Genomic DNA, 21114 nt, shown 5'->3' with positions numbered 1-21114 from the left:
TCATATTAGTAATTATTAAAATATTTCGCCAGCTTATTTTTTATTTTAACCACGCCAATTATTATTAATAAAAGGTGATCTTATGTACGGAAAATTACGCAACTCTAAAACAGCCATCTTCGATGAAAAAGTAAAACCAGTATTCGAAGAGCTGATTGAATATGGCTTTGGCTATTCCGCCTTAGCCAACGCATTAAATACAAAAGGCATACCCACTCGTTGGGGACAGCACTGGACTATTGACAGCGTAAGGCAAACATTGAAACGCCTTGACCTTAAAACCCTTTAAAATAGTGACGGGGTAATAATGCAAAACTTTATCAACACTCCTGTCTCATATCATCCTGATAAAAAATATATCACTCCTAAGCATTTATTTACTAACACATGGCGTGAGGGGTACTATAACAAACTAATGAATTTAGAAATTTACGATATTGCTAAAACATTTCAATGGGGAACTAAATAATATGAGCATTAATGTACCAGAAGCTATCCAGCAATTAATAAATAAAGGCCATTCAGAAGACGAAGCTATTGAGCTAGTCACTCTCGCTATCCAGCGTATGAACGCACAGAAGCAAGCTGCTAAAGCTTACTCTCCCATGGCGCAGGGAGTAAATGATAAAAGCATGGCTGAATATTGGAAATCATTGCGTGAGCAAGCGCAAAAGGATGTCTACATTCCTCCGCATTTAAATCCTCCTTCAAACCAAGAAGCGGCTTATGAAGCTTTCAAACAGAATATGAAAAACCGTAATCCGAATTCAGAGTCCACCTTACGCAATACTCAACGCGCTGTGGAATGGTTTAAGAAGCAACGGGAAAGTGAATGATGCGTAAAGGCTACCCAGTTAAAACTTATTGTAAGGGTAACTCCAATTACTCACGCCTTTCACCGGAAGAGAGTGAAATTACCAAGCCCTTTAACACGCATGATGGGAGGATGTCTTTTGCTTATAAAGGACTAGTTATTGATAAACGTAACAGCCTATACAGCGTCAGGGATGTAAAGTTGGAAGGCTTCCCAGTTCATTTGGTTGAGGGCGTATTCAACGATTCAAGAATGTTACGCATAGCGATTGATGGTGGATTGCTTACAGCCTCACCTGAGAAGCTGGAACGTCTCAGAGAACGCAACAAAAATGTGAGTTGTGGCGGATGTGGTACACCGTTCCTCTTTCGTCGAAACATGCTTATCGATTATCTCGGTGGAAAAATCATCCAGTGTCCCTATTGTTACTTCGAAGAGTTTGAAGACCGTCTTAATTGGGGGACTGACGAGAGTTTTTACTAGAAATTTTCTTGGTGTATTAACCCCCTAAGCATTTTAGCCACGATATCCTCACACATCCCCCAGCCTCACCAATCCTGCTTCATAATGTCTTAAGGGCTTTCCTACGCTGTTATACGTGGCAGTGTGGGAGAGCCTTTCCCACCCTCTATAATCACCGTTCCTGAGATATCATAATTTTTATAAGATTTTGAAAAGTTGTCATGCATATAGCAGCAAGGTGGCGTACACCCCCGTTGTACGTCCCACGACCTATAGCCCCTCAAAATTCATGAGTTCTTTTCCCTCTTGAGTGAGAAAAGAATATTATCCGTGTCTAAGTTAGACTGGTTTAATATATTAATAATCAATTGTTTATCTTGCTGCGTTCACAATGCGTTAATGCACATGCATAACAGCGTCGGCATTTAGCGCAGCCTGAGTGAGCAGCGGAGGGAGTGAAGCGACCATAGCGTACTGGAAAGGAGAGCAAGAATTGCGATACCTGACCAACAGGCATGGGAGAATAAAAACGTGTGCAGCTGAGCATTGCACATGTGCAGTTTTACACATAAAGTAAAGGGGCTAACCTTTCGATTAACCCCTTGACCTATCTGGAATGTTTGGTCGGCATGAGAGGATTTGAACCTCCGACCCCCGACACCCCATGACGGTGCGCTACCAGGCTGCGCTACATGCCGACGCTGTACAAACAGTCTACTCATCCCGACTTTGAAATCAATATGCTACGCTCACGACTGCTTCAATTTTAAGCAGTTAGTTCGCCACGAAGCGTTTTTGATCGGTCAATACCTGAAGCAGAAGGCCCAGTTCCGGCTTCTGATCTTTAAGCTCGTTGCCTTGGCTGTCGTAGGCACGGTAATTACCGTTGTTATCGAGACGGATAGTCTGCGTCGGCGTGGTAATCACCAGTGCACCATCGCTGGTGCTTGATACCCAGTTGTTATTGCGTCGTGCAGCAAACAGGTCTTCGCCCTGTGAATAATCTGACGGCGAGGTGCTCACGTGCAGCAGGCGCTGCATCAACGTAGTCATCACGTCTTCGTGGGCGGTAAGCTTGCTGACTGTTTGAGCCGGAGTATTTGGCCAGTGGATCACCAGCGGAACCTGAATCTGCTCGGCGTCCATCTGATTTTGCTGACTGGTCAGATCCACGCCGCGTGAACCGGTAATAACAACCACGGTTTTATCCAGCACGCCTTTGTCCTGAAGACTCTTAAGGACCTCCGCTATCTGTCCGTCAACTTCTGCCGCACCCTGCTGATAACGACGATTGATAGTCGCGACGGTAGGTTGCTTGCCTTCTTTATTCGGCAGGTTTGCATCAGAGGTGCCATTAAAGCTCACATAGGAGAACCACGGACGTGCCCCGCGCGTCGCCAGCCACTGTTGCCACTGTTGGGTGGTCTGTGGATCGGTTTGACGCACCGCGGCTGGCAGCGAGAAGTCGGAGAGCAGTGCCTGACGGTATAACGGACTGTTGAAGTTATCAGAGGCAAACAGGCCAAACTCATAGTTCTGCTGGGTGAGGGCATTCATCAGCGCCGACGGTTTACGCGAGGTGATAATCCCTTCGAGATAGGTCGGCGAGATCCCATAAAACAGGCCAAACAGGCCGGTATCATCTTGACTGCCTGAGCTGAAATGATGCGTAAAGTTCACGTTCTGACTCGCAAATCGGTTCAGCTCTGGCATGTATTTGGCCGTTGTGTTGGCGTTTAAGCCGTTTACCACGATCATCAGCAGGTTATAGTTGCTGCCTTTATCGCGGAAACTGATGTTATTAAGCGGATATTCGACCGAGATAGCCTCGGGGTCACCCTGTTCGATAAGGCGCTGCTGGTACGCCTGAGCGTCAAGCAAACCGTGCTTTTCGAGGAACTTGCGCGCGGTCATTGGGTAGGACAGCGGCAGGTTTGAGCGCTGCATGGTAATCGGGCGATAGAAGTTGGCATCAGCCCAGATATACATTAGATGCGACGCAAAGAAGCAGCAGATAAACAGCACGACCAAAGGCTTGGCAAAGCTTCGTCGGTTAAGGCTGCGCAGCTTCTGCCAGGCCCAGGTACCAAATAACATCTCGACCAGGAAAATGACCGGTACGCAGATGAACATCAGCTGCCAGTCACGCGCCAGTTCAGCCTGGCCGGGGTTCACCACCAGTTCCCACACTACCGGATTGATATGCAGATGGAAACGGGTAAACACCTCGGTATCCACCAGCAGCAGGGTCAGCCCGGTCGTGGCGAGAATGGCGGAGAGGAAGCGCAGTAAACGCTGCGACATTACCACGAAGGTCAGTGGGAAAATAATCAGCAGGTAAACGGAGAAACCGACAAAGCTAAAATGACCTAGCCAACTGACCAGCGCATAAATCCTGCCTTCAAGTGAGGAGGGCCAGTCAGAAACAAATAGGTAGCGGCTACCGAGTCCGAGACTAAGCAGAATATTGAAGAGGGCGAACCAGTGTCCCCAGCTAACCATCTGGGATACTTTTTCGCGATAGCGCGGGCTATTTGTCACCATAAGAGGATTGGCTAACTTTTAAATGATGAATTAATGGGCTTTATCTTCTCTTATTGATGCCTGTAAGGCATCGGCAAACGAGCGTCCCAGAACTTTGCGCTGAGCGGGAGCGACGCTGGTATTGATAAGATTGGTCACCATGTTGCCCAGAACCATCAGAGACAGATCGGTTGGGGCGCGGTGTTTTTCCAGAACGGTGGCCAGCTCGGAAAGGAGCTGTTCAACTTGTTCGTCACTGTAGCGAGATGATTGTGGCATAGATAATTGTGCTCAAAGCTTTACAAAGTCCAATATCTTAACTTATCGCGCCACGAGTTTCCGCATTTTTATAATGCTAATAACGCTGGGTTATTGTTTGAGCATGTTAGCAGAGATTTCAGGGACGCGGGTTAACGCTTGCAGATAGCGGTCTTCGGTGTTGGAATACGCGGCGCAGGGGAACCCCCTAAACGAACAGGAGAAAGTCACATGAGTCTGGATATCGAGCAGATTGCTCTGCACCAGTTGAACAAACGCGACGAGCAAACGCTGGATGTTGTGCTGCGCGATACCCTTTTAACCCCGAATGCGGCGGTAGAGGAGATGATGGCCGAGCTGCATCGCGTTTACAGCGCCAAGAGCAAGGCTTATGGTCTGTTTAACGAAGAGAGCGAGCTGGCTGCCGCACTGCGCACATGCCGCAAGGGTGACGAAGACTTTCTGGGGTTCAGTCGTGCGGCAACCGGTCGTCTGCGCGACGAGCTGGCGAAGTATCCCTTTGCCGAAGGCGGCGTGGTGCTGTTTTGCCACTACCGTTTTCTGGCGGTCGAGTATCTGCTGGTCGCCGTATTGACCAGCCGCAGCAGCATGCGCGTGAACGAGCAGCTTGACGTCAGCAGCATTCATTATCTGGATATCAATCACGCCGACATTGTGGCGCGTATCGATTTGACCGAGTGGGAAACTAACCCGGAATCCACCCGTTATCTGACCTTCCTCAAAGGCAGAGTTGGACGCAAAGTCTCGGATTTCTTCATGGATTTCCTGGGCGCATCGGAAGGGCTGGACACTAAGGCACAGAACCGTGGGCTGTTGCAGGCGGTTGATGATTATTGTGCAGAAGCTCAGCTCGATAAAAACGAGCGTCAAAACTATCGCCAGCAGGTGTATACCTACTGCAACGACCAGCTGCAGGCGGGCGAAGAGATTGCCTTGCAGGAGCTGGCGCAGGAATTACCGCCTTTAGGCGATAAGGACTTCAAGCAGTTTTCGACCGAACAGGGTTACGAGCTGGAAGAGAGTTTTCCGGCGGACCGCAGCACGCTGCGTCAGTTAACGAAGTTTGCCGGCAGCGGTGGCGGGTTGAGCATCAACTTCGACGCGCTGCTGATGGGAGAACGTATTTTCTGGGATCCGGCAACCGATACGCTGACTATCAAAGGGACACCGCCAAATCTGCGCGACCAGCTGCAGCGCCGCTCAGGCAGCGGTAACAGCTAAACCCCCCAGATTTCAGCCAATAAAAAACGCCGCATAATGCGGCGTTTTTTATTGTTCTCGCTTAGGCGTCCCTATGCGCATCTACTCAGTTAGCGATTAAACGCGAACGAAGTCGATGTGAGCCAGTTTTGGCTTGAACGGGTGACGCTGTACAGCTTGAACTTTAACTTTGGTTTCTTTACCGTCGATAACCAGAGTAATTACTTCGCTGTAAAATTCCGCTTTCAGTTCCTGGTTCTTTACAGAGTCATGTTCCAACTCGATAGAGATAGGTTCAGCAGAGCCACCGTAAACGATAGCTGGGAATTTGTTTGCTGCGCGCAGGCGGCGGCTCGCACCCTTACCCTGCGCAGTACGTACTTGTGCATTAATAGTAGTCATGATTTTTCTCTTAAAAGAAAATTACTGTTACAGGCGACCCAGCAACAGGTGATAGATCTTCGCTTCGCGCATGGCGAAAGCGGGCGGTATGTTACCGAAGTATTGCCCGTACAGCAAATGATTAATCCCTGATCGTGCCTTAAACCGCTAGCCCCGCAGCTCGTAGGCGCGGCGGAAACGGCCCTGATAATCGAAGATTTTCTCGCGAATTTGCCAGAACCGGCCTTTCATCCTTGCGACAACAAAATCGGGATGCCGGAGCAGCGCCTGCTGGGCGATGATATCGGCGGCGGTGTGCCACACCAGCTCAATGCCCGGTGCGCGCTGATGCGGGCGCATAAAGTTGTGTAAAAAAGCCGTGCGCTGCGCCGGGGTTTGCAGGCGATAACGTTCGCTGGCGCTCGCGCCGTCCTCGTCGTAGTAGGTGATTTTCAGCCACTCGCCTTTATCGTCTTTACCGCTCTCCAGATTCATGCCGCCGCAGCGCAGCACCAGCGCATCTTTTAGCTTCTGCGCGGCCTTGAGCATGTCATCGGGATCGACCAGCACTTCCTGGCACTGATGACAGCGGCGGGCAGCAATATCGTTTTCTGCCCCGCAGTGCGGGCAGCTCTTAAAGCGAAAGCGGAAGTCGCACTGTTCGCGGTTGTCGTCATCGTCTTCGAGGATGCCCTGACAGCGGCGGCCAAAGTGCTCGATAATCGTGCCATCGGCGGTAGTTTTGCCCCAGAAGATATTGGCAAAGCCGCAGGCTGGGCAAAATACCTGCACCGGTTTGTTGTCACTGGCCGGTTTATGGCTGCCGACTTCGGGCGTGAACAGGTCGTGCGGATTACCGGCATAGTCGAGAATCAGGCAGTCGGTCTTGTCCGGCGCGAGTCGCAGGCCGCGTCCTACGATTTGCTGATACAGGCTCACGGACTCGGTCGGGCGCAAAATGGCAATCAAATCAACGTGCGGTGCGTCAAAACCGGTGGTCAGCACCGAAACGTTTACCAGGTAGCGCAACCGTTGCTGTTTGAAGTCATCGATCAACCGGTCTCGGTCCTGTGCCGTGGTTTGTGCGCTGACCAATGCCGCTTCACCGGCAGGGAGCAGTTTGAACACCTCGCCTGCGTGCTCTACCGTCGAGCAGAAAACCATTACGCCTCTTCTATCTTTGGCGAAGTCGATGATTTGATTGACGATGTGCGGCGTGATTCGCGCCTGTCGACGCAGCTCGTCATTGAGGTCTGCCTCGGCGAACAGCCCGCTACTGTTGGGCTGAAGACGGCTGAAGTCGTACTGTACCACCGGCATGTCGAGGCGCTCTGGCGGCACCAGGAACTGATTCTTTATCATGTAGCGCAGCGGCAGCTCATAGATACAGTCGCGGAACAGGCTTTTCTCATCGCCGCGCACCATGCCCTGATAGTGATACTGATAAATCCAGCCCTTACCCAGCCGATACGGGGTCGCGGTCAGGCCAAGAAGGCGCAGGCGCGGATTTTGGGTGCGCAGGTGGGCAATGATTTGCTGATACTGGCTGTTGTCATCGTCGCTGATACGGTGGCATTCGTCGATAATCAGCAGCGAAAACGCGTTGTCGAACTTGTCGAGGTTAGGTGCCACCGACTGAACGCTACCGAAGACCACCTTGCCCTGACTCTGCTTGATGTTAAGCCCTGCGGCGTAAATGTCGGCTTCAAGCCCGTACGAAAGGTATTTAGCGTGGTTCTGCGCGACCAGTTCCTTGACGTGCGCCAGTACTAGCACGCGGCCCCGCGCGACCCTGGCCAGTTCGGCAATCACCAGACTTTTTCCTGCGCCGGTTGGCAGGACGATCACCGCAGGCTCGTCGCGTTGGCGAAAATGCTGCAGCGTAGCGTCTACGGCTTCTTGCTGATAGGGGCGGAGGGTAAATGGGAGAGCTTGCATGACATTTCCGAAACGTTCTGTGGGGGAGAGGGACCTGATTTCAGTATGCCAACAATCGTCGCGGAAGGCGAACCGAGGGTCAATCACGTTGCGTTAAAATTTAGTCTGCTAACTTTTACAGATTGACGCGACAAGGCGGGAGAAGCCCCGCTATAATATCGTCTCTTAAAGGCGGCTCGGCTGCCGGTTTTACCTCCGCAAAGTAATAATAACCTTTAGAAATTATTACATATCACCATTTCATCACCCTGCTGTCGCAGAATTATGCGGTGGCGGGGTGTTGTGTTTTATCAAAGTGCGAGCAGAAAACGTTCGCCAGGAAAGGCTGAGTAGATTCAATGCGATTGGACAAGTTTTTATCACAACAGTTAGGTGTGAGCCGTGCGTTAGTGGCGCGCGAACTGCGTGCAAAGCGCGTTACCGTAGACGGTGAAGTGGTCAAGACCGGGGCATTTAAACTGACCCCGGAGATGTCCGTTGAGTTTGACGGCAACGTGCTGGAGCAGATCACCGGTCATCGTTACTTTATGCTCAACAAGCCACAGGGTTACGTCTGTTCGACCGACGACCCTGATCATCCAACCGTGCTTTACTTCCTCGAAGAACCGGTCGCCTACAAGCTGCACGCTGCGGGCCGTCTCGACATTGACACCACCGGTCTGGTGCTGATGACCGACGACGGACAGTGGTCGCACCGCATCACCTCGCCGAAGCATCACTGTGAGAAGACCTATCTGGTCACGCTGGAGCATCCGCTGGCCGACGATACCGCCGAGCAGTTTACCGCCGGTGTTCAACTGCATAACGAAGACTCACTGACCAAACCTGCGGTACTGGAACAGGTGAGCGATCGCGTGGTGCGTCTGACAATCAGTGAAGGCCGTTACCATCAGGTGAAGCGTATGTTCGCTGCGGTGGGCAACCGTGTGGTTGAGCTGCATCGTGAACGTATTGGCGAGATTGTGATGGACGAAGATTTAGAGCCTGGCGAATACCGTCCGCTCACCGAAGAAGAAATCGCTTCAGTTGTCGTGCCACGTTAAACCAAAAATTTTACTCGTCGTTTAATCAGGAGTTACAAAGAGTGCAAGAGACCCGGACATCCCATTTAGGTTTAATCTTGATATTGGGATTGTTGTCGATGTTGATGCCGTTGGCTATCGACATGTATCTACCCAGCATGCCGATGATCGCTCAAGAGTTTGGCGTTTCAGCGGGCAGCGTGCAGATGACGCTGAGTGCTTATGTATTAGGTTTTGCTATCGGTCAGCTGTTCTATGGACCGATGGCCGACAGTCTGGGTCGCAAGCCGGTTATCTTCTGGGGCGTGCTGGTATTTGCTATTGCCGCTGCCGCCTGCGCGTTATCTGATTCCGTTCATCAACTGGTGAACATGCGTTTCCTTCATGGCCTGTCGGCTGCGGCGGCGAGCGTAGTGATAAACGCATTGATGCGCGATATGTTCACGAAGGACGAATTCTCGCGAATGATGTCCTTCGTGGTGCTGGTGATGACGGTCGCGCCTTTGCTAGCACCAATGCTGGGTGGCGCGCTGATGCTGTGGTTCAGCTGGCATGCCATCTTCTGGGCGATGGCCATTGCTGCGCTGATCGCGGCGGTCCTGGTCGGGGTGTTTATTAAAGAAACGCTCCCCAAAGAGCGCAGGCAGCGTTTTCATATGCGCACCAGCCTGGGTAACTTTGCGTCGCTGTTCCGCCATAAGCGTGTGCTGAGCTACATGTTGGCGAGCGGATTTTCCTTCGCCGGGATGTTCTCGTTCCTCAGCGCCGGTCCGTTTGTTTATATCGAACTTAACGGCGTTTCGCCTCAGCATTTCGGCTTCTATTTTGCGCTGAACGTGGTGTTCCTGGTGATTCTGACCTTTTTCAACAGCCGCAACGTACGTCGTCTCGGGGCTATCAAAATGTTCCGTTTGGGCCTGATGATTCAGTTGGTGATGGGGCTATGGTTGTTGGTTGTGAGCGCCTTCGGACTGGGTTTCTGGGCACTGGTGCTCGGTGTGGCGGGTTACGTCGGCTGCATTGCGATGGTGACCTCGAACGCGATGGCAGTGATTATGGATGACTTCCCGCACATGGCCGGTACCGCAGCCTCGCTGGCGGGCACTATTCGTTTCGGTACCGGTGCGCTGGTCGGTTCGCTGTTGTCGATGTTCCCGGCGCACAGCGCCTGGCCGATGGTTGGGTCGATGGCGTTTTGTATTATTGCCTCGGTGTTGCTTTATCTTTATGCCAGCAGGCCGGCGAAGGTTGTTGCTGAATCGGTAGTAAACTCATAGAGAGTTATAGTGGGCGGGTGCCCTGAACCCGCCAATGGACTCTTAAGTAAAACCTTGTTCAGCCTTTGGGGTTGCCTGCCCGGAATAAGGGCGGTTTCTGACGGCGGGCATTTGAGATGCCGCATGTTTTCCTTTGATGTGAATCCGCCGTAGAGAAGACATCATCCCTGAGCAGTTGCCGAGGCAATAAAGAAAAACACAAGATTCCGCCGTTAGACCGTGCATGGATTGGACCCCAAGGTTGCCGATTTTTGTTTAGAAGCTGGTTGGCGGATTCGGGCCAGCGGCCAGCGTGCAAGGCACGTGCTTTTGACCCAGAAGCAGCCGCGCGCAGCGCAATAAAACAAAGCTTAAGCCGCTACCCCATTAGTTTTGTACTTAGCCCGCGTCCTCGCATAATGCTCCGCCAGCGCGATAGCCTTCGCCCCCGGCACCAGTGCAATATCACACTCTTTCGGCAGCAGGGCAGTGACCAGCGCGGCAATCAGCAACGAGGCAACCAGGGCATAAATCGCCGTGCTCTGGCCATACAGGCTTACCAGTACACCCACCAGATACGGGCCACAGAAGCCACCCAGATTACCCAATCCATTGATAACACCCCTTGCGCGGCCCGCAACTTCAGGGGTGGTGACTTTGCCTGGAATGGTCCAGAAGGCGCTGGTTGCGGCCTGCAGGAAGAAACCGGCACAAATCAGGAAGCAGTAAGAAGCGAAAACGTTGCCCTTAAACGCAACCGATAACGCCAGACTTGCGGCGAATCCCAGCAGCGGCAGGATGATGAACATTCTACGTTTACCGGTTTTATCTGACAGCAGCGACATCGCCAAAATACCCAGCATAGTGCCAACGTAAGGAATAATCGCCAGCATACCTACCGAGCTCATATTGCCGCCGGTCAGGGTTTTCAGAATCGTTGGCAGCCACAGCGTATAGCCGTAAATACCGGTCTGATAGAAGAAGTTAATCACAATCAGTTTAAGAATAGATTTATTACGGAATACCTCTTTCAGCGGCGCATTCTCAACCGGTGCCAGCTCTTTCAACGCCTCACGTTCGCGGGTTAGCTCGGTAATCAGATAATGACGTTCACGCTCAGACAGCCATTTGGCTTCTTCTGGACGATCGCTGATGGTGAACCACCAGAACAGCATCACGGCAACCGACAGCAGACCTTCAAGGATAAACAACCAGCGCCAGTCGAGGGTATTGAGGATAAAACCTGACAACGGTGCGGTAATCATTCCACCGATCGGGGCAAACATCAGCACATAGGCGTTGGCACGACCACGCTCTGCGTCAGGAAACCAGTTGCTGACCATGGTTAACACCACCGGCAGCATGCCCCCTTCGGCGACACCCAGGGCGAAGCGCAGGAACAGGAGCTGGTATTGATTGGTGACCAGTCCGGTTAGCACGGAAATAACGGCCCAGGCAACGAGCGAGCAGGCAATAAATTTTCTGCCGCTGCCGTGTACGGCGATGCTGCCGCCAGGAACCTGTAAGAACAGGTAACCTATAAAGAAAATACCCGCAGCCAGTCCGGCCATTGAGGACGAAATACCCAAGGCACTGTCCATTCCGCCTGGCATCGCAAAGCTGATATTGACTCGGTCCATGAAGGAAATAATGCAGGCGATTAATATTGGCGTAATAACGCGTAACCAACGGGCTTTAGGTATTTTTTTATCCATGGTGTACCTCGTTTATACACAGAAGCATTCCTGCGGAGGAATGAATTAATGCACGAATTCGGTTGGTTTATTAAATAAGTCATTGGAGAAAATGCTCTTATTAACCTGATCCGGCGATGCCTTAATAAAAGCATTTCCACCATTATATTTTGTGACTCATGTCACGTTAGATCATGTTAAAAAAGGATGTTACTGGTAACGTGATCCTGCCCCGTGCTGGCGGGACAAGAGTCTTGAGGAGAAAGGATTAAATAGTGCCGCCGAGAGAAATACGATAATGCAGGTCAACTCTTTCAATTGTAGGGGTTTTATTGATTTTCTTTAACATTATTTCCGCGGCCACTTTGCCTATTTCAAAGCGCGGGGTAATAACGCTGGCTAAGGCTGGCGTGGTTGCCAGGCCAATATCCAGTCCGTGGAAGCCGGAAATAGCCATCTGTTGGGGAACCTGAATACCCAGTCTAATACATTCTTGTAAAACGCCCACCGCAATATCGTCATTGGTGCAGAGCACGGCATTGACCTGCGGATTAAGCTGTCGTGCCATGGTCAGCATACCGGCACCGATAGAGACCGATGAGACCTTATTCGGGGTAATGTGTTGCGGCGTAAGCTGATTATTTTCCATGGCTTTACGATATCCCTCGTAGCGTTTCATATCGCGAGGGTCGGACATCGAACCAAAATAAACCACGTGCTGTTTGCCGCTGGCAATTAACGCCGACGCCATGTCAAATCCGGCCTGAAAATTATCAAAACCGACGGCGATGCGTCCGTGTGCGTCGTCGAGATCCATCACCTGCGCGACCGGGATATCGGCGGCATTGAGATATTTGTCGGCCTTGAGGGTATGCACGGAGTCGGTGAGGATCAGACCTGCGAGACGGTAGGTCAGCAGGTTAATGATGTGCTCTTCTTCCCGATCCTTGCTGTAGTCGTAGTTGACGACCAGCGTCTGGTAGCCCTGTGCCGAGGTCACGGACTCAATTCCTGCCAGGAGATCGGAGAAAATCTGGTTGTTAAAAGAGGGGACTAAAATTCCTATCTTTTTGCTTTTGCTCTTTTTTTCAGCCTCCTCCAACGGGAAGCCGACTTCCTGCATGACCTTGGTGATGCGCTCGCGGGTCTCAGGGGACACTTTTTCTGGCGTACGCAGAAAACGGCTGACGGTCATTTTCGTGACGTCGGCGAGTAACGCGATGTCCTGCAGTGTGACGCGCTGGTTTCTCATGCGGTGCCTGTGAGTCCAAAATGGGCGGGTAACATGGTGTTTATGTTACCAAATTGGCTAACTCTTAACAACGTGAGCAGCAGAAGCAAAAAACTTTCATTTTCATGATGATGTAACATCTTGTTGCCTTTCCCCAGGCCAATACCTAAGCAGAATTTCGCTTAAGAAGAACGGGGCGGATGACCCGGATCACGCTTGCGGTAACAGAGTTTCTTAACACCCTGTAGCGTGATCTGTATCACAGTTTGCGGGCGGGTAAACCGCTTTGATTGAATGACATAAATTTTTTCGCCTGGGTCGTGGGTCTCACGAACACTTTTATCGGTAACGTCAGGAAAATCGTAATGACAAACTTATTCTCGCTGGATAACAAAAAAATTCTGGTCACCGGGTCATCACGCGGACTGGGATACCTGTTGGCAAAAGGGCTGGCCGAACACGGCGCCGAAATCATTATCAACAGCACGACGCAGGAGTCGGCCAGCAAGGCCGCTGAGAGCCTGCGCGCAGCGGGATTCATTGCCCATCCTGTGGCGTTCGACGTGACAGATAGCAAAGCGGTGAACGACGCTATCGACAAGATTGAGCGTGAGATTGGTGCTATCGACGTGTTGGTCAACAACGCCGGTATTCAGCGTCGTCATAAATTCACAGAATTCCCGGAAAAAGACTGGGACGACATTGTCGCCGTCAACCAAAAGTCGGTATTCCTGGTTTCGCAGGCCGTCGCACGCTATATGGTTAAACGTGAACGCGGCAAAATCATCAACATCGGTTCCATTCAGAGCGAACTGGGGCGCGATACCATCACGCCTTACGCGGCCTCTAAAGGGGCGGTGAAAATGCTGACCCGCGGCATGTGCGTTGAACTGGCTCGCTATAATATTCAGGTGAACGGTATCGCACCGGGCTATTTCAAGACCGACATGACGCAGGCGTTGGTGGACAACAAAGAGTTCTCCGACTGGCTGTGCAAGCGAACCCCCGCAGCGCGCTGGGGCAACCCTGAAGAGCTTATCGGCGCCGCAGTTTACCTGTCTTCACGCGCCTCTGATTTTGTGAATGGTCACCTGCTGTTTGTTGACGGTGGCATGATGGCCGCGGTGTAACGCGTAGCCCAGACTGATTTTTGGAAAACCTATGAGCCATAACGGAAAGAAGATTGCCCTGATTACCGGAGCAGGCAGCGGGATCGGTCTGAGCGCCGCCAAGGCACTGGCCGCCAGCGGATTTGTGGTCATCCTGACCGGGCGTAACCAGGAAAAGCTCAGCCAGGCCGTCGCGCAGTTTGCGCCCGGCCAGGCGCACGCGTTGACCGTGGACGTTACGAGTCCTGATTCGGTGTCGGCGCTGTTTTCAACGGTTCAGGAAAACTTTGGCCGCCTCGACGTGCTGTTTAATAACGCCGGTACCAACGTCAAGGAACAGCCGATTGAGGACCAACCTTACGAGGACTGGTTGACGGTCATCAACACCAATCTGAACGGTGCCTACCTGTGTACGCAGGCGGCGTTCAAGCTGATGAAGCAGCAAACCCCGATGGGCGGCAGAATTATCAACAACGGTTCTATCTCGGCCCATACGCCGCGTCCTTTTTCGGCGGCGTATACCGCCAGCAAACACGCGATAACCGGCCTGACCAAGAGCACCTCGCTTGATGGTCGTCGCTATAATATTGCCTGTGGGCAAATCGACGTCGGCAACGCCGCGACTGATATGGGCAACAAGGCATTAAGCGGCAGGCTTCAGGCAGATTTCGAATTGGCGCAGGAACCTGTCATGCCGGCCGACAAGGTCGGCGAAGCGGTGGCGTTTATGGCGAACCAGCCTGACGGCACCAATATTCTGACCTTGACCGTGATGGCCACCGCGATGCCGTTTGTCGGACGCGGCTAGTTCTCCGGCATATACGGCACAAATAAAAAGGAGAGCGCCACTGGCGCTCTCCTTTTTTTACGTCTCAACCGGCCATCAGCGACGGCGGTTTTTACGCCTGCTGAACAGCCAGAAAATCAGCGCCAGCACGATAATCACACCCACTCCCATCGCCGGTGCCATAAACGGCTGTAGCTTAGCGAGCAGCGTAACTGGACCCCCGGCGCGCAGCACGGCCACGTCGTGTGAGGTCACCTGAATATCCGCATTGCCGAAGTTGGTCAGTACATAGTTGGAGATGTCGGCAATTTGTGCGTCGGTCAGTTGCCCAACGTACGAACCTTCGCCGAATTTCGGCATTAGCACGTGTTGATCTCCAACCTGTCGGTCAACGCCGTACAAGATCGCCGAGATCAAGTTGGACGCGTTGTTCAGGCCGGTCGCGGTATTGTTATACAAAGACGGATAAGCCTGATTTTTACTGCCGCCGCCGTCCGGCTGGTGACAGCTCGCGCAGTAGCCGCTGAACAGGGCCGCACCGCCGATAATGGTGTTATTAGCGTTGGATGGATGCGCACCGCGCAGACCCTCTTCTACGTTAACCTGTTTCGAACCAAAGCTGTCGGCCGCCTTTTGATCGGCAGGGTCACGCACCGGCGTGCTGTTTTTCAGATAGAAAGCGATCGCGTTGAGATCGGATTCCGGCAGGTATTGCAGGCTGTTTTGCACCGCCTCGGCCATCGGGCCAGCCGCCTGGTTTTTGCCCAAGGTGCGACCGGTTTTCATGTATTCAACCAGCTGTGCCTGCGTCCAGTTACCGATACCGCTTATCGGATCTGAACTGATGTTGGGTGCATACCATGGACCGACCATGCCACCAGCCAGCGGTTTGCTGGTCACTTCGCCCATCATCAGATTACGCGGTGTGTGGCAGGTGTCGCAGTGGCCTGCGCCGTTAACCAGATACGCGCCTCGGTTCCATTGCTCGCTCTTGGTTGGGTCAGGCTTGAACGCCGAGCTGTCCAGATACATCAGATTCCAGCCCGCCATCGCGATGCGCATATTGAACGGGAACGGCAATGCGGTTGGCTTGGTTGGCTGTTCAACCGGTTTTACCCCGAGCTGGAAATAGGCATACATTGCCTGAATATCTTCGTCGCTCATGTGGCTGTAAGAGGTATAGGGCATCGCCGGATAAAGATTTTCACCGTCCGGACGCACTCCTTCACGCACCGCGCGGCTAAACTGTTGTAGCGTATAGTTGCCGATACCAAACTGCTTCGACGGCGTAATGTTGGTGGTATAAATCGTGCCCATCGGCGAGTGAATCGCGTAATCGCCGCTAAAAGGCTTACCGCCTTCCGGATTGGTATGACAAGCCTGACAGTCGGCCGCCGTCGCGACCAGTTTCCCTTTGGCAATCAGGTCAAGCTGGCTGTCCTGTGCCGATGCCATGCCCGTAAAGCCGCTAAGCGCCGCGCCCAGCAGGCCTAAACTCAGTAATTTTTTCATGCCGTACCTGCCAGAGATTTCGCCATATCATCGGCCGCTTTCAACGCCAGTGCCGCCATTGTCAGGGTGCTGTTCACCACGCTCGAAGAAGGGATAGCCCCGCCGCCCGGTAGCCACAGGTTTTCGTGGTCGTGGGTACGACAGTCGCCGTTGACCACCGAATCTTTCGGGTCATTGCCCATGATGGTGCCACCCATGATGTGGTTATTGGCGTTCAGGCTGGTGGTGATGTTGAAATCTTCGGCCATGAACAGCTTGCCGATTTCTTCCAGCTGCTTGTGAGCCGCAACTGCACCTTCACGCACATAATCGCCCACGTCATAGTGGATATCCGGACAAGGCAGGCCGTGCGGATCCTTACGTGTCTTGCTGAGCGTCAGGCGGTTATTGGGATCCGGCAACGGTTCCAGGCTGATGGAGAGATCCACGCCATAAATCGAGCGACGGCGGATCTCGGCGTCCAGCTCTTCGCCCACCAGTCCCATCTCCAGCGCTTTGTTGGTGGCAGGGATCACCTGGCTGATGTTATTGACGATCATTTTGTTGGCAGAGTATTTGCTGCGGAATTCCCCGTCACGTGGGCCAACCAGGCAGCTGCTTTGGGCAGGACCACGGCCAATCCACAGCGGTTCTGAGGCGATAAAGGTACAGTGGAAGCCCGAGTGGTCCATCATGTTGCGACCAACGTGGTCGGAAGAGTTGGCGATACCGTTCGGGTTTTTCTCGTTGGCGGCGATCAGCAGCAGGCGCGGTGTTTCGATGCCGTTACAGGCCAGTGCGAAGACCTTACCGGTCGCTTTGTGTGACTGCTTTTTGTTGTCCAGCCAGTGTACGGCGGTAACGCGGTTGTGTTCGTCGGTATCAATCTTGTAAACCACGGACTCGGCCAGGACGACAGCGCCTTTATTCTCCGCACGCTCGACGTGGCTAATGCCGTTGTACATAGCGCCAATAGGGCAGATTGGCTGACAGTTGTTGTTGCCGCAGCAGGTTGGGCGACCGTTCCACGGGCGCGTACTGCGGCCCTGTGGGATAGGGACAGATTTGAAGCCGTGCGGATTGACCACTTCCGCGAAGCGGGTATCGCCATAGGCGTAAGGAACCTGCTCCATCGGATAAGGTTTACTGCGCTGGGAAGGGGACTGCAACGCTGGGTCACTTGGGCCCGCAACGCCAATCTCTTCTTCCGCGCGGCAGTAATAAGGTTCCAGCTCTTCATAGGAAATTGGCCAGTCACGGCCAACGCCGTACAGGGTTTTCATCTTGAAGTCGTTTGGCAGGTGACGCCAGCACGAGGCCGCCCAGTGCCAGGTTGTGCCGCCGACGGTACGCAGGTAGCCCTGCTGGAAGCTGCTGGCGCTTGGGCCGGTCAGATTCACATAGTTATTTTTCGGGAAATAGAGCGGAGCAGGCGCCAGCTCGGACTGCGGATACAGTCCCTGAAAGTCTGAGCCTGCACGGTTGGCAAACGGCATATTACGCCAGTTTTCAACGGCCTGTGCGCGCTCGATGCGCAGACCGGCTTCCAGCACCAGCACGGAATGCCCCAGGCTGACCATTTGGTCGGCAATCATGCCGCCAACAATCCCTGAACCAACAATAATAACGTCAGCAGACGCATCGCCGTCTGCGGTAAAAGTAGGTTTATTCATCATGCTTTGCTCGTATTAACAGTATCAGGCGTCGCTTTTAAGCGTTCTTCTTTCATATATTCCGGCATCGGGGCGGCCGGAGGTGGGGCGGTGAACCACAGCGGGCCATTGCCACAGTAGGTCGGCACAATCAGTCCATCGCTTACCGGGCGATACATCAGGGCATCTTTATAGGAAATAAGAATGGTATCGGTACCATTCTTAATCGTGCCTGTGTACCAGCCGGTGATGATGCTGGTCAGCACATCGCCAAGGCCATTTTGTTTCGCGACTTCCTGAAACTGTTTTGCACGCTGGTTAGGCTGCAGCAGACCATAAAGTTTGGTCACCTGCGTCGCAAACTGCGGATTGCCATGATAGAAGGCGTTGAAGATACGCGCAGACATGCCTGGACTGAGGTCCTGATGCTCGGTAATCGCCTGAGAAACAATAAAGAATTGGGTGAAGATAACCGGTGATCCGGTTGCGGTGTCTGTTTCTGCCTGGGTTAAAAACGGAAAGCCCAAAAGGGTAGCAGCAACCATCGCCGAACCCACGCCTTTTAGCATGTCGCGGCGACTGAAACCGGTACCATTTTCCTGGGTGTTTTCGTCAAAAAGTGAACGTTTTTTGTCCATCACATTTCTCTAAAGGAAGGGGGAATAAGCCTGCGGCTTGCCAAAAGTTATTATTTTTTATCAGGTTACGCAGAAGCTGGGGGCCTCTTTAAGAGGTTCTTTGCCTCATTGATAGAGTAATCCAGTAAAAACGGTGTGGATGATAATCCCTGATTTGCCAAAAAGCGCTAACAAATCGTGCTAAAAAATAACATTCTGTTTTCATTTGGATTTTGATTAACAATTTAGTAACACTTGGTAGGCTAAAAAGGGCGAAATGTCCAAATTGTAATGAACCTTTTGGTTCGTTTTTTATTAACCAAATGTAACACGTACAAGATATTGATAAGTATAATTTTAAATTTATTTACCACCTCGGTTTGTTTGTTTTTTGTGACATTATGGCGTCTAAAAGGTAACGGCGATGAATGAAATTGGTTGAGAAATGATTCGGAAAGGGTTACAAATGACTCGAAGTGAGATCGAGATCTCAAAAACACAAGCTGGTGGTCAAAAAAACGCCATAATGTACCGCTTATGTACTTAAATGGTTAATGTCATGTAAATAGTGGCTTCTTTTTTAACTATTTATCAGGCAAAACCACGGATTGTGCGTTATACCTTGGTTCATGAGTTGCAATTTTGTAAATTTATTGTTGAATATTTCTTGGGAGTATTGTGAATACCAATCATTTTTCCGTCGTCCACCGTTTGCCACAGAGTTACCGCTGGCTTTCTGGTTTTGCGGGCATCAAAGTGGAAGCTATTTCACTGCCGGCAGACGAAGAGGATAGCAACTTGGTCGGCCTGAAGCTGCTCAGCCCTGAAGGGGACAGCGCCCGCCAGGTGCTACAGAGCCTGAACCTCTCCTTACGCGAAATTCAGGTCGAGAGTAACATCGTCGAGTGCGAAGGCGAGCTGTGCCTGTTTGTTAAACGCGACGACGAGAGCGCCACCATGTGCCGCCTGAAAAACATCGGCACCGCCATCGCCGAATCGGTTTCCGTCTCCGCAATTTATCCCTTCTAATGGCCGTTGGCTAACGCTGCTGACCGTCATTTGCTTCTGCTAACGCCAATAATTCACGCGTATAGGCCTGTTCAGGCCGCGTAAACAGCTTTTCACAGTCCCCCTGTTCGACCACTTTCCCCTTTTGCAAGACAATCACCTGATGGCACAGGCTCCTCACCACGTGCAAATCATGGCTGATAAACAGATACGACAGGCCGTAGCGTTGTTGCAGGTTGTGTAACAGCTCGAGAATCTGGGCCTGCACGGATTTGTCCAGTGATGACGTGGGTTCGTCCAGGATAACCAGCTCCGGTTGCAGGATAAGCGCGCGAGCGATGGCAATGCGCTGCCGCTGACCGCCGGAAAACTCGGTGGGATAACGGTGACGCGCCTGAGGATCCAGCCCCACCTCGCGCATCGCGGCAATCACCTGCTCCTCACGCTGTTGTTCTGTTAGACGCTTATGCACCATAAGCCCTTCGGCGATAATCTGCATCACGTTCAAGCGGGGATTCAGCGCGGAATAGGGGTCCTGAAATACCACCTGGATTCGACTGCGAAACGGCAGCATGGCGCGGCGATTAAACCTATGTAACGGCTGACCGTCGAATTCGATTTTTCCTTCGCAATGGAGCAGACGCAACAGGGCAAGTCCGGTTGTGCTTTTACCCGAGCCTGATTCGCCAACCAGCCCGAGACTTTCCCCACGCCGCAGAGAGAAGCTGAGTTTGTCCAGCGCCAGCTTGACACTGACGGTGCGGCGGAGCAGGCCTCGACGTACCGGGAACCCAACGCTCAGGTTCTCCACGCGCAGCAGCAGTGGACTGTCAGGCTTGACCGGTAACGGGCTGCCCTTTGGCTCCGCCTGTAACAGTTGACGCGTGTAGGCGTGCTGAGGCGCGGCAAACAGCGCCGTCTTGCTGCTGTACTCGACGCATTCTCCGGCGCGCATCACTGCCACGTTATCGGCGATGGAGCGCACAATACGCAGGTTGTGGGTAATAAATAGCATCGCCATGCCCAGTTCCTGCTTAAGTTCGTGCAGTAGCTTGAGGATTTGCGCCTGCACCGAGACGTCCAGCGCGGTGGTCGGTTCATCGGCAATCAACAGCTTAGGCTGCGTGAGGATAGCCATGGCAATCATCACGCGCTGCCGCTCACCGCCCGAAAGCTGATGCGGGAAATCACCGAGCCGCGAGGCTGCCTGCGCGATGCCTACGCGGTCCAGACACTGCACTATCTCCGCGCGTGCAGCCTCGCGACGCAGGCCTCGGTGCAGTGTAATCACCTCGGCGAGCTGTTTTTCAATGGTATGCAGCGGATTCAGCGAAACCATCGGCTCCTGAAAAATCATCGCGATACGATTGCCACGAGTCTCACGCAGGTGCGCCTCGGTGGCATGCAGCAGGCTCTGGCCCTCGAAAAGGATATCGCCCTGCGGATAAACCACCGACTGGGTATGCAGCAGGCGCAGTATCGACAGCGCGGTGACGCTCTTTCCCGAACCCGACTCGCCGACTAATGCCAGTGTTTCCCCGGCGTTCATGCTCAAAGACAGATTACTGACGACCTGAGAAAGCCTGCCGTCCTGCCTGAAGGCGATATCCAGATTATCAATGCTTAGCAGCGGCGAATGTGGCATCTGTT

At 52.5% G+C, this 21114-nt stretch carries 19 protein-coding genes and 1 tRNA gene; 9 read left to right on the top strand and 11 right to left on the bottom strand.

The annotated features are described in order from the left end of the window. Window positions 1-82: 82 nt before the first annotated feature. From BS640_RS07675 to BS640_RS07665, 3 genes are all read left to right on the top strand, one after another. Window positions 83-289, top strand: a complete 207-nt coding sequence (locus tag BS640_RS07675) for a recombinase family protein (protein ID WP_084912304.1) — start codon at window positions 83-85, stop codon at window positions 287-289. Between the two features lie 181 nt (window positions 290-470). Next, a complete protein-coding gene (locus BS640_RS07670) occupies window positions 471-836 on the top strand; it encodes a hypothetical protein (RefSeq protein ID WP_084912303.1) in 366 nt (121 codons plus the stop codon). Then, on the top strand, window positions 833-1297 hold the full coding sequence (locus BS640_RS07665) for a hypothetical protein (RefSeq protein ID WP_084912302.1): 465 nt from the start codon (window positions 833-835) through the stop codon (window positions 1295-1297). The genes BS640_RS07670 and BS640_RS07665 overlap by 4 nt, the downstream gene beginning before the upstream one ends. Window positions 1298-1897: 600 nt before the next feature. Here BS640_RS07665 and BS640_RS07660 read toward each other — a convergent pair. From BS640_RS07660 to BS640_RS07650, 3 genes are all read right to left on the bottom strand, one after another. Then, a tRNA-Pro gene (locus tag BS640_RS07660) sits at window positions 1898-1974 on the bottom strand. A gap of 76 nt (window positions 1975-2050) precedes the next feature. Continuing rightward, on the bottom strand, window positions 2051-3820 hold the full coding sequence (yejM, locus tag BS640_RS07655) for an LPS biosynthesis-modulating metalloenzyme YejM (protein WP_084912301.1): 1770 nt from the start codon (window positions 3818-3820) through the stop codon (window positions 2051-2053). A gap of 30 nt (window positions 3821-3850) precedes the next feature. Continuing rightward, window positions 3851-4078, bottom strand: a complete 228-nt coding sequence (locus tag BS640_RS07650) for a YejL family protein (RefSeq protein WP_017492806.1) — start codon at window positions 4076-4078, stop codon at window positions 3851-3853. A 210-nt stretch (window positions 4079-4288) separates the two neighbouring features. On the opposite strand from BS640_RS07650, the gene yejK reads away from it, so the two are divergent. Then, a complete protein-coding gene (gene yejK / locus BS640_RS07645) occupies window positions 4289-5299 on the top strand; it encodes a nucleoid-associated protein YejK (protein ID WP_017492805.1) in 1011 nt (336 codons plus the stop codon). Between the two features lie 96 nt (window positions 5300-5395). Here the strand turns inward: yejK and rplY are convergent, their stop codons facing one another. Further along, window positions 5396-5680 carry a 50S ribosomal protein L25 gene (gene rplY, locus BS640_RS07640; protein ID WP_017492272.1) on the bottom strand — a complete coding sequence of 95 codons (285 nt, stop codon included), beginning with the start codon at window positions 5678-5680 and terminating at the stop codon, window positions 5396-5398. A gap of 147 nt (window positions 5681-5827) precedes the next feature. Continuing rightward, window positions 5828-7597 (bottom strand): DNA repair helicase RadD, encoded by a 1770-nt coding sequence (radD, locus tag BS640_RS07635; protein WP_017492271.1) that lies wholly within the window; start codon window positions 7595-7597, stop codon window positions 5828-5830. Between the two features lie 338 nt (window positions 7598-7935). On the opposite strand from radD, the gene rsuA reads away from it, so the two are divergent. Beyond that, window positions 7936-8640: a 16S rRNA pseudouridine(516) synthase RsuA gene (gene rsuA, locus BS640_RS07630; protein ID WP_017492270.1), complete on the top strand. Its 705-nt coding sequence runs from the start codon at window positions 7936-7938 to the stop codon at window positions 8638-8640. 41 nt (window positions 8641-8681) lie between these two features. Then, window positions 8682-9896 carry a Bcr/CflA family multidrug efflux MFS transporter gene (locus BS640_RS07625; RefSeq protein ID WP_084912300.1) on the top strand — a complete coding sequence of 405 codons (1215 nt, stop codon included), beginning with the start codon at window positions 8682-8684 and terminating at the stop codon, window positions 9894-9896. 350 nt (window positions 9897-10246) lie between these two features. On the opposite strand, the gene BS640_RS07620 is transcribed toward BS640_RS07625, so the two are convergent. Both BS640_RS07620 and BS640_RS07615 read right to left on the bottom strand, forming a co-directional pair. Further along, a complete protein-coding gene (locus BS640_RS07620; RefSeq protein WP_017492268.1) occupies window positions 10247-11590 on the bottom strand; it encodes an MFS transporter in 1344 nt (447 codons plus the stop codon). 247 nt (window positions 11591-11837) lie between these two features. Then, window positions 11838-12821 carry a LacI family DNA-binding transcriptional regulator gene (locus tag BS640_RS07615; RefSeq protein WP_084912299.1) on the bottom strand — a complete coding sequence of 328 codons (984 nt, stop codon included), beginning with the start codon at window positions 12819-12821 and terminating at the stop codon, window positions 11838-11840. A gap of 344 nt (window positions 12822-13165) precedes the next feature. On the opposite strand from BS640_RS07615, the gene idnO reads away from it, so the two are divergent. Together idnO and BS640_RS07605 are read left to right on the top strand one after the other, a co-directional pair. Then, on the top strand, window positions 13166-13930 hold the full coding sequence (gene idnO, locus BS640_RS07610) for a gluconate 5-dehydrogenase (protein WP_017492266.1): 765 nt from the start codon (window positions 13166-13168) through the stop codon (window positions 13928-13930). A 31-nt stretch (window positions 13931-13961) separates the two neighbouring features. Next, window positions 13962-14717 (top strand): SDR family oxidoreductase, encoded by a 756-nt coding sequence (locus BS640_RS07605; RefSeq protein ID WP_017492265.1) that lies wholly within the window; start codon window positions 13962-13964, stop codon window positions 14715-14717. Between the two features lie 75 nt (window positions 14718-14792). On the opposite strand, the gene BS640_RS07600 is transcribed toward BS640_RS07605, so the two are convergent. Genes BS640_RS07600 through BS640_RS07590 form a run of 3 tightly spaced genes read right to left on the bottom strand, consistent with a single transcriptional unit; the run spans window position 14793 to window position 18477 of the window. Continuing rightward, the gene (locus BS640_RS07600; protein ID WP_017492264.1) at window positions 14793-16208 is read right to left on the bottom strand and encodes a cytochrome c; all 1416 of its coding nucleotides are present in this window, start codon (window positions 16206-16208) and stop codon (window positions 14793-14795) included. Further along, entirely contained in the window at window positions 16205-17860 is a 1656-nt protein-coding gene (locus BS640_RS07595; protein WP_026110580.1) for a GMC family oxidoreductase, read from the bottom strand. Before BS640_RS07595 ends, BS640_RS07600 begins: the two co-directional genes overlap by 4 nt. Next, window positions 17860-18477 (bottom strand): sorbitol dehydrogenase family protein, encoded by a 618-nt coding sequence (locus tag BS640_RS07590; protein ID WP_017492262.1) that lies wholly within the window; start codon window positions 18475-18477, stop codon window positions 17860-17862. The genes BS640_RS07595 and BS640_RS07590 overlap by 1 nt, the downstream gene beginning before the upstream one ends. A gap of 657 nt (window positions 18478-19134) precedes the next feature. Here BS640_RS07590 and BS640_RS07585 point away from each other — a divergent pair. Then, window positions 19135-19485 (top strand): YejG family protein, encoded by a 351-nt coding sequence (locus BS640_RS07585; protein ID WP_017492261.1) that lies wholly within the window; start codon window positions 19135-19137, stop codon window positions 19483-19485. Window positions 19486-19495: 10 nt separating this feature from the next. Here the strand turns inward: BS640_RS07585 and yejF are convergent, their stop codons facing one another. After that, window positions 19496-21109, bottom strand: coding sequence for a microcin C ABC transporter ATP-binding protein YejF (gene yejF, locus BS640_RS07580; RefSeq protein WP_084912298.1), 1614 nt, complete (start codon window positions 21107-21109; stop codon window positions 19496-19498). Window positions 21110-21114: the final 5 nt, after the last annotated feature.

Source organism: Rouxiella badensis (genome assembly GCF_002093665.1).
GTDB lineage: Bacteria > Pseudomonadota > Gammaproteobacteria > Enterobacterales > Enterobacteriaceae > Rouxiella > Rouxiella badensis.
Note: the sequence above shows the minus strand (reverse complement) of the source record. Positions and strands in the feature narration are given on the sequence as shown.

Excerpts from the sequence above, each read along its gene's own strand:
- BS640_RS07620 (WP_017492268.1), bottom strand. The coding sequence starts at position 11,590 with ATGGATAAAAAAATACCTAAAGCCCGTTGGTTACGCGTTATTACGCCA.
- yejM (WP_084912301.1), bottom strand. The coding sequence starts at position 3,820 with ATGGTGACAAATAGCCCGCGCTATCGCGAAAAAGTATCCCAGATGGTT.
- BS640_RS07595 (WP_026110580.1), bottom strand. The coding sequence starts at position 17,860 with ATGAATAAACCTACTTTTACCGCAGACGGCGATGCGTCTGCTGACGTT.
- rplY (WP_017492272.1), bottom strand. The coding sequence starts at position 5,680 with ATGACTACTATTAATGCACAAGTACGTACTGCGCAGGGTAAGGGTGCG.
- BS640_RS07650 (WP_017492806.1), bottom strand. The coding sequence starts at position 4,078 with ATGCCACAATCATCTCGCTACAGTGACGAACAAGTTGAACAGCTCCTT.
- BS640_RS07590 (WP_017492262.1), bottom strand. The coding sequence starts at position 18,477 with ATGGACAAAAAACGTTCACTTTTTGACGAAAACACCCAGGAAAATGGT.
- yejK (WP_017492805.1), top strand. The coding sequence starts at position 4,289 with ATGAGTCTGGATATCGAGCAGATTGCTCTGCACCAGTTGAACAAACGC.
- yejF (WP_084912298.1), bottom strand. The coding sequence starts at position 21,109 with ATGCCACATTCGCCGCTGCTAAGCATTGATAATCTGGATATCGCCTTC.
- rsuA (WP_017492270.1), top strand. The coding sequence starts at position 7,936 with ATGCGATTGGACAAGTTTTTATCACAACAGTTAGGTGTGAGCCGTGCG.
- BS640_RS07615 (WP_084912299.1), bottom strand. The coding sequence starts at position 12,821 with ATGAGAAACCAGCGCGTCACACTGCAGGACATCGCGTTACTCGCCGAC.
- BS640_RS07600 (WP_017492264.1), bottom strand. The coding sequence starts at position 16,208 with ATGAAAAAATTACTGAGTTTAGGCCTGCTGGGCGCGGCGCTTAGCGGC.
- radD (WP_017492271.1), bottom strand. The coding sequence starts at position 7,597 with ATGCAAGCTCTCCCATTTACCCTCCGCCCCTATCAGCAAGAAGCCGTA.
- BS640_RS07665 (WP_084912302.1), top strand. The coding sequence starts at position 833 with ATGATGCGTAAAGGCTACCCAGTTAAAACTTATTGTAAGGGTAACTCC.
- BS640_RS07670 (WP_084912303.1), top strand. The coding sequence starts at position 471 with ATGAGCATTAATGTACCAGAAGCTATCCAGCAATTAATAAATAAAGGC.
- idnO (WP_017492266.1), top strand. The coding sequence starts at position 13,166 with ATGACAAACTTATTCTCGCTGGATAACAAAAAAATTCTGGTCACCGGG.
- BS640_RS07675 (WP_084912304.1), top strand. The coding sequence starts at position 83 with ATGTACGGAAAATTACGCAACTCTAAAACAGCCATCTTCGATGAAAAA.
- BS640_RS07605 (WP_017492265.1), top strand. The coding sequence starts at position 13,962 with ATGAGCCATAACGGAAAGAAGATTGCCCTGATTACCGGAGCAGGCAGC.